At 39.1% G+C, this 6,929-nt stretch carries 7 protein-coding genes and 1 pseudogene; 3 read left to right on the top strand and 5 right to left on the bottom strand.

All coding sequences use genetic code 11. The features are described 5' to 3' along the window. Window positions 1-597: pseudogene (locus tag G1O98_RS35955) on the top strand (hypothetical protein); the annotation flags it as partial. On the opposite strand, the gene G1O98_RS35950 reads toward G1O98_RS35955, so the two are convergent. Further along, window positions 594-791, bottom strand: a complete 198-nt coding sequence (locus G1O98_RS35950; protein ID WP_163938925.1) for a hypothetical protein — start codon at window positions 789-791, stop codon at window positions 594-596. The pseudogene G1O98_RS35955 and the gene G1O98_RS35950 sit on opposite strands and share 4 nt — an antisense overlap. 188 nt (window positions 792-979) lie before the next feature. Here G1O98_RS35950 and G1O98_RS35945 point away from each other — a divergent pair, with 188 nt between their 5' ends. Together G1O98_RS35945 and G1O98_RS35940 are read left to right on the top strand one after the other, a co-directional pair. Continuing rightward, window positions 980-1,300, top strand: coding sequence for a hypothetical protein (locus G1O98_RS35945; RefSeq protein WP_163938923.1), 321 nt, complete (start codon window positions 980-982; stop codon window positions 1,298-1,300). 107 nt (window positions 1,301-1,407) lie between these two features. Further along, window positions 1,408-1,593, top strand: a complete 186-nt coding sequence (locus tag G1O98_RS35940; protein ID WP_163938921.1) for a hypothetical protein — start codon at window positions 1,408-1,410, stop codon at window positions 1,591-1,593. Between the two features lie 71 nt (window positions 1,594-1,664). On the opposite strand, the gene G1O98_RS35935 is transcribed toward G1O98_RS35940, so the two are convergent. The 4 genes from G1O98_RS35935 to G1O98_RS35920 all read right to left on the bottom strand — a co-directional run bounded on the left by G1O98_RS35935 (window position 1,665) and on the right by G1O98_RS35920 (window position 6,824). Continuing rightward, the gene (locus tag G1O98_RS35935; protein WP_163938919.1) at window positions 1,665-1,919 is read right to left on the bottom strand and encodes a hypothetical protein; all 255 of its coding nucleotides are present in this window, start codon (window positions 1,917-1,919) and stop codon (window positions 1,665-1,667) included. 235 nt (window positions 1,920-2,154) lie between these two features. Beyond that, entirely contained in the window at window positions 2,155-2,622 is a 468-nt protein-coding gene (locus tag G1O98_RS35930) for an AAC(3)-I family aminoglycoside N-acetyltransferase (protein WP_163938917.1), read from the bottom strand. A 334-nt stretch (window positions 2,623-2,956) separates the two neighbouring features. Further along, on the bottom strand, window positions 2,957-3,523 hold the full coding sequence (locus G1O98_RS35925) for an HAD family hydrolase (protein WP_163938915.1): 567 nt from the start codon (window positions 3,521-3,523) through the stop codon (window positions 2,957-2,959). 118 nt (window positions 3,524-3,641) lie between these two features. Next, window positions 3,642-6,824: an EAL domain-containing protein gene (locus tag G1O98_RS35920; protein WP_175586998.1), complete on the bottom strand. Its 3,183-nt coding sequence runs from the start codon at window positions 6,822-6,824 to the stop codon at window positions 3,642-3,644. Window positions 6,825-6,929 lie beyond the last annotated feature (105 nt).

The raw sequence follows: 6,929 nt of genomic DNA, 5'->3' as shown, positions 1-6,929 counted from the left end.
CTTCCAGGAATGGTTGATGCTGATACTGCCAAAGATTTGCAGGGTTTTTGGAACTATATCATCAAATTCACTGCTGGACTTAAAGGACATGGGGTGTTTATGGGCCAGTCCCCGCTCTCTGGAGAAACCGGATTTAGTCGCCCGTCCTTAAAGAATGTCTGTTTTATTGCCACAGGGCAAACATCCTCTTATATTCTTGACCATCCCCAAGACTTTGTAAATGTCAAAAAAGAGATTTTGGAGATGTTACGCCAAGCTTGCGAACTACTAGATAAAGCTGGTGTACGTTATGCCTTAGTGATTCCCACTCGGTCTAATCCCTTTGTTGCTCTAATCCCGGAATTTGATATCAAAGGTCTGGAACAAAAACAAGATTCCAAACCGAATGCTGACACTGTTAATAGTTCTAAAAATAATCAGCAATCCTCACAGCAGCAGGTTGACTGGTACGAAGAAATAAGAAAATGGGCAACAGAATTAGGGAGAAGACCACATTTTCAGGAAATTAAACAGAAGTGGCACGAATTAACGGGGCAAGAGTTAAACGAAAAGGGGGTGACATTACTATTAGAAAATCTCGGCTACACAGACGATTAAACTGGAATGCTCGATATGGTAATCCCAAAGAGTACAGAAAACAAGTAGCGATCGCTCACCGAAAAACTCACAATTATTGTGTCGTTTGCTTGACTAAGAAAAGTGAAGAAATCCATCACGCTTACTACGGCAACGACATCATTGGTCAATCTACATTTCCTACGTGCTACCGTTGTCATAATGAGATTTGTCATAGTTCAATCAACTGGATAAAAAGCCGTAGTAATCCTGTTTGGGGAAATCGCAATACTGACGAATTTATTACCAGGCTCCGACTAGGATATCAATTACTTTATGGAGGAATCAAACATTTTTAATTAGTTGAACCGTATTCTTAATTTTCCTAAAAATCAATTTTTAAGCTAATTGGAGAAGAATTCTCATGTATAACGACGAATACGACAATTTGAGTTTTGAAGAACAATTACACCTAACTGAATCCCTGATCAGACAGCGACACAATCAGCAGATGTTCTTGCGCCGAAATGCCCAACTGTTGCAGCAGGAGTTAGAGCTTGAAGCCAAACTGTTAGAAGAAAATCCAGAGTTAGCCCAGGTGATTCATTCTCTTAATATGCGGGAGATTCAGAGTAATCAGCGAGGGCTAGAGAATGTTTTAGGCTCAGAAGAATCACCTTCAAAAGAGCAAAGTGTTTGGAGTAAGTTTTTTCCGGGGTTGGGAGGTAATTATGGTGTGAACTAAATCAATTTCGCTTTTCTTCACTATAGAAAATCATTTGATTGAAGATTAACTATAGCTTTTGGGCAAGATATGGAATTTGACTGTAGAGCAATAAGAGATAAAGACAAATGGGGATTAAAGTGACTTACTCAGTTTATATAGAATCTAACTCTGGCACAAAAACGGATGTGTTAACCAATTTACCTGATAGAACTGAAGCGTTAGAATCTGCCTTAAAACTGAATCATATTGTCAAGGACGCAGGATACAGAGGTAAGGCTTGTAAAGTTGTTGAGCATGATGGGAAAAAATGATCCTGGAATAATCAAAACTGAGAGTTTATATCATAAGAAAAATATCTAACCGAGGATTTAATCGGAAAATTTCAAGCCGTTTTGATAATAACCCATTTCGAGTTTTTGATATTGTTTATATATCTGTCAGCGTAGCGGAAAGCTGCTGCCTTATCGTATTTCGCTATATTCAGTACTTGTAACAATACGGATAAAGAAATTGCCACCTGTGTGAGCTTTTCGGCTAATATTACTGACTCTTCTTCTGTTGCTGCTACTGTCGCTTCTAATGGTTCAAATTTTATTTGCTTATTTATACGGTTATCTAACATTGTAGTATTAGTCATAAATGCACCTTCAAAACTTGTATAATGCAGTTTTACTGAAAGGCAGCAAGAATGAATCCGTGTTTATGCGGGACTTATTAATCAGCTAACTTCATGAATCCGCACAATTGCCGTAGCGAGCGCATCTTGATTAAAATTTTCGTTAGCCATTAAACTCCAAGCCTTGAATCTCAGATGATGCTAAGGCTGAAAATCGCTCACCACAAATCTCGATCATGAACCAACCAGATAAGTATTAGGCATTGTCATTGCCGCTATTAACTGGTATATCGAAATGCAATACGTCTTCGCGCTTGCCCAGCTTTGTATAAAGTTTAATGGCTGGATCGTCACCGATATCCGCTTGGACGAAAATGACATAAGCTCCATAAGCTGCTGCTACTTCTTTCAGCTTCTGAATTAATGCCGTTGCGATTCCCTGCCGTCGGTGTGCGGCGGCAACAGCTAGATCATAGATGTAAATCTCACTGCGCTCCTGCTCGAACTTTTTAAGCTCGTAGGCAGTAAGACCGCCAACGACCTCACCTTCTTTCAATGCGGCGATCGCAATGAAGTAGTCACTATCAAGCAGTTGCCGCAGATAGTCTGGACTAGGTGGATTCCCATAGGTCTCCACCTGATCGAACGCCTCACCAAAGGTCGCTAATAGAGCTTCCATTAATGCAACGTCCTCCGGCACAATCTGTTGAATGGTTAAGTTCATTGGTATTTCCTAAGCTACATTCCTGTTGAGAGGCTATGATTGCAGATGTCCTCAAGTTTTGCACGTTCAAAGTTTAATCCCATCATCTCTCGCATTACAGTGGCAGCATTTAATAAACGTGCGCTCAAAGCATAGAAAAAAGGCGGATTCCAGCAGGTACAGCCATTTTAAGCACTAGACGATAAGGAACTATTTATTATATTGGTGCAGCATATTTGAGAAGTCTACTGTAGAACGACGAATTATTTGACCAGAATGGCAGATTGTTTGTCATCAATCTAAATTTTTCCAGGTTTCCTGTTCCAGCAATTTCTATAACTCCATGCCAGAAACACTAAAAATTAGATACTGAATGCTTACATATCACCTGTGCTGCTATTGAAAGATTAACCAAAATATAGTCAGCAATTCCTAAAGGAGACATTTGGGGCTGAGATTGATTACCCTGATCTATCAAAATCGTTTTACACCCTGCACTATGTCCAGCTTCTACATCACTGAGATTATCACCAATAAACCAAGAATTTGGTAAATCTATATTTTGTTCGCTAGCTGCGCGTAAAATCAAGCCTGGTTTTGGTTTACGGCATTCGCAAGCAATTGCATACTCAGATATTACACCATTTGGATGATGGGGACAGTAGTAGAACCCATCTAGCCATAGATCCGCTTTTTCTAATATTTCATTCAATCGCGCCTCCACTCCCGCCAAGGCAGATTCTGGGAAATAATCCCGTGCTACTCCCGACTGGTTAGTAATCACAATTAATTTATATCCAGCTTTGCTAAGTATTTGTAATCCTTCAATAGCACCGATTTTCATTTCGATTAATTGCGGATCAACATTGTTTGGTACATTTTCAATTAAAGTGCCATCTTTATCTAGAAATATCGCCGGCATTTGAGATTGCGAATTTAATTTATTAGTTCGATGCAAAATTTTCTGATTTTCCAAGAATTATATATTGATTCTGACTCCAGAATTGGTGAATAGCTGAATTCTTCTTTAATGTATGCTTTTATGCGCTGAAAAAAGATTGCTCAGAAGCTAGTAAAATTCTTGCTTGTTCTTGAGCCAAGGGCTTTGAAAATAAGTAACCTTGTGCTTGTTGACATTGTAGCAATTTAAGTTGTACTAATTGATCAATTGTTTCTACTCCTTCAGCAACGACACTCATTCCTAAGTTATCAGCTAAAGTAACAATAGCCCGAACAATAGCGAATTGTTCAGTATCGCTATCAATGCGATTAATAAAGGAGCGGTCAATCTTGAGAACATCAATGGGAAAATGATGCAAATAAGCTAGAGATGAATAACCTGTCCCAAAATCATCAATACATAATTGCAAACCAAAAGCCTTAAGTTGCTTAAGGACGGAGGTAGCCTTTTCAGGAGAGGCGATAATTGCAGTTTCAGTGATTTCTAGCTTTAAGTTGCTAGGGTTAAGACTAGTATCTTGGAGAATTTGGCTGATTTGTTCAATTAGATGAGGTTGAGAAAACTGTTTACCAGAAAGGTTAACATTGATGGTCAAGGGCTTGATGGCAGGAAATTGTAGTTGCCACTGTCGCAATTGCTGACAAGACTCAGTTAATACCCATTGACCAATTGGGATAATTAGTCCAGTTTCTTCTGCTATAGGAATAAACTCGCCTGGAGAAATAAGTCCACGTTCTGGATGTTGCCAGCGAACGAGCGCTTCAAATCCTGTAATTGTTCCAGTTTTCATACAAATAATTGGCTGGTAGTAAAGGCACAGCTCCTGTCGTTCAATTGCCCAGCGCAAGTCAGTTTCTAACTGCAACAGCGTTACTGCCCGATGATACATAGTAGTATCAAATACTATATGCCCAGCTTGACTCTGCTCTTTAGCGCGGTAAAGGGCAGTATCGGCATCTCGAAGTAAATCCGCAGGTTGAGTGTATTTGTTTGTACCTAAAGCAATACCAATGCTAGCAGTCATAAATACTTCATATCCACACAAGTTGAAGGGCGACTTTAATGCCTGATGTATATGTTCTGCGATGCATGTAGCATCTTCAATACTTTGAATATGGGAAAGTAAAATGGTAAACTCGTCTCCACCTAAGCGAGCAACAGTATCGTCAGGCTGGAGGCACTGTTGTAAACGTTGAGCAAGTGTGACCAATAGTTGGTCGCCAACTAAGTGTCCTAAGCTATCGTTGACGACTTTGAAACGATCCAGGTCAAGGAATAGGACAGCAAATAAATTATCTGGATTACTTTTTATCTCTGTAATGGCTTGTTCTAGCTTGTCTATAAATAAAATCCGATTGGGCAGTCCAGTCAGAGCATCATAAAAAGCATTGTGAACTAACTTCTCTTCAAGAAGTTTGCGTTCAGTGATATCTGTTGCAATTCCATCGATACGAATCGGCTGACCACAAGCGTCATAAATTAAATGGCTTCGGTTCAACAGCCAACGTACTTGCCCATCAGGTCTGACAATTCGGTATTCTAGTTCTTGCTTGTCAGTTAAGAATAATGATTGAATAGCAGCATAAACTAGTTGCTGATCTTCTGGGTGAATGACTTCAAACCAAAGATTAGAGTTATCAAAAAATTCTGATACGGAATAACCATAAACTTTCAGGGCAGAGGGGTTGAGATAAAGGGTCTCAAAAGTATCAGCAGAAATTGACCAAATCACATCTTCAAGAGAAGATAAAATTCCATCCAAACGTTGTTTGCTTTCTTGGAGTGCAGCTTCTGCTCGTTTCCGGTCAGTGATGTTAGTAACCATCCCCAGGACTCCAGCATAATTTCCCTGGTCGTCTAATAACGGGGCACAAGAAATAATTACCCAGAGGTCTGAACCATCCTGACAGCGAAATTTGAAATCATGGGCTTCGTGAACCCCTTGATGACGACGTAAAAGGTAAGCATTGGCAATCTCCAGCCCTTCTGAATCCATAAAAGAAAACAGCGTTGCACCCATCATTTCTTCAATGGTGTAACCCAACATTGTTGCCATCTGTTGGTTCACAAAAGTAGTACGATTGTCTCTATCGAGTACCCAAATTCCTTCAGTTGCTGTTTGTACAATGCGGCGATACTGTTCTTCTTGCTTTCGTAATGCTTCAAGAGCTTCTAGATGGTGAGTAATATCAGTTTGGATACCAATAAAATTAGTCAGATAACCAGAATTGTCAAACACCGGAGCTAAGTATAGTTCATGCCAAAACGGTACATTATCCTTGCGGTAATTCCGTAAAATGACATGACATTCTCTTTGTTCTTGAATAGCACTACGTAATTCCTGAAGGGCTACTTGCTCTGAATCATTTCCTTGCAAAAAGCGGCAGTTTCTTCCAATAACTTCACTGGCACAGTAGCCTGTGATCAACTCAAAGGCTGGATTGACGTAAATGATGGGATTATCTGGTTGATTAGGATCTGTCAAAATAATCCCATTACTACTAGCAGCAATTGCACGTTCCATCAGACGTAAATCTACTTTTGACTCCTGTAATATTGAGATTTTTTCACCTCTTCGGGTACTCAGATTACCTGTAATCTTTACAATAGAAGAGTTAACATCTACCAAATTCGGCTGGCTGTGTGTGAAGCCAATAGGATCTGTTATTTGTTGTACAGAATTTGTTAATAAGAAACTCTCCTGCTGGTTTTTTAAATACTCAGTACTATTCATGAATATGAATAGTGCCGCCAGTTTGTCTTCGTAATTAACAACCTTAGCTGAAATTTGTGCCTTAAAGGTATCACCATTGGTTTTTTTTACCTCTACAGCACAATTATTGATCGGGTCGCCACTTTTAAGCTTATTAACTAATTGAGTCCATAAAGCAGGCTGGGCATAAAAACCAGGGATAACTTTGTCGAATGTTTGACTTGAATCGATTCCAAAAAAAGGCGCTAATAATTCGTTTTTAAAGAGAACTTGTTGGCTTTTCAGGCATACAATCCCAATTGGAAACGGGCTAAGTTCCGTCAACGAATAAAGTATCTGCTGCCAGTCTGTTTTTAGCTGATTATCTGAAGCTTTCACCTCTGGCAATGAATTTTTGTTCGTATAGTCGCACCCAGTGAGGTATTCCTCATTTAACAAAATCGGCTTTTCAGTAAAATTATTTTGCGTATACTGACTTTCGTACACATTAAATTCAATAAAGTTTTTCAAATTTGATAAAATACCAAGTAAGCTCAACCCTATATTCATTTTTTAAAAAGCTGTAACACAGTGGTTATAAAGCTATTAAAAGAAGGAAAAACAGATGATTTTATGTTTGTTAGTTAATGTGAAATGAGGGCAGTTCTATCAAAG

It is taken from the genome of Nostoc sp. UIC 10630 (assembly GCF_010747425.1).
In the GTDB taxonomy this organism is placed as follows: Bacteria; Cyanobacteriota; Cyanobacteriia; order Cyanobacteriales; family Nostocaceae; genus Nostoc.
Note: the sequence above shows the minus strand (reverse complement) of the source record. Positions and strands in the feature narration are given on the sequence as shown.